At 65.0% G+C, this 731-nt stretch carries 2 protein-coding genes; one reads left to right on the forward strand and one right to left on the reverse strand.

Annotated features, from left to right (window positions below):
• Positions 1-293, reverse strand: a 293-nt coding sequence (locus tag NCS28_RS33075; RefSeq protein WP_250517974.1) for a hypothetical protein, incomplete at its 3' end; no start/stop codon positions are given.
• Here NCS28_RS33075 and NCS28_RS33080 point away from each other — a divergent pair.
• A partial coding sequence (locus NCS28_RS33080; protein WP_250517975.1) for a hypothetical protein occupies positions 277-731 on the forward strand: 455 nt, incomplete at its 3' end. The two genes, NCS28_RS33075 and NCS28_RS33080, sit on opposite strands and share 17 nt — an antisense overlap.

The raw sequence follows: 731 nt of genomic DNA on the forward strand, positions 1-731 counted from the left end.
ATGCCCGTGGACAGCGAGCTCACGCCCGTGGACAGCGACGTGACGCTGGAGGACAGCGAGTCGAAGTTACCGTTCGAGCTGGAGATGGCCGTCGACATCGAGTTCATGCCCGTCGAAGCCGAGCTCGACAGCGAGCTCAACTGGCCGAAGTTCACCGCGTCGAACTGGCTCGTGCCGTTAGCCACATTCGTGAGCGTCACCGGCGCATGGCCCGAGCCGCCCAGCGTGACCTTCGAGTGCGATGCGTCGTCGTACATCACCGCGTTGGCCAGCCCCGTGGACAGCGAGTTCACTGCCGTCGAGGTCGAGCTCGACAGCGTGCTGATGCCCGCGGACAGCGAGTTCACGCCAACGGAGAGCGAGCTTACGCCGCTCGACAGCGAGCTGATGCCCGTCGAGGCCGAGGCCGACAGCGAGCTGATGCCCGTGGAAGTCGAGGCCGACAGCGAGTTAAGACCCGTGGACAGCGAGCTGATGCCCGTGGAGGTCGAGACCGACAACGAGTTGATACCCGTGGACAGCGAGCTAATGCCCGTGGAGGTCGAGGCCGACAGCGAGCTCATGCCCGTGGACAGCGAGCTCACACCCGTGGACAACGAGCTGATCGCAGCGGAGGTCGAACTCGACAGCGAGCTCATGCCCGTGGAAAGCGAACTCACGCCCGTGGACAGCGAGCTGATCGCAGCCGAGGTCGAGCTCGACAGCGAGCTCATGCCCGTGGACAGCGAGCT

The sequence above is a fragment of the Caballeronia sp. INDeC2 genome (genome assembly GCF_023631325.1).
In the GTDB taxonomy this organism is placed as follows: domain Bacteria; phylum Pseudomonadota; class Gammaproteobacteria; order Burkholderiales; family Burkholderiaceae; genus Caballeronia.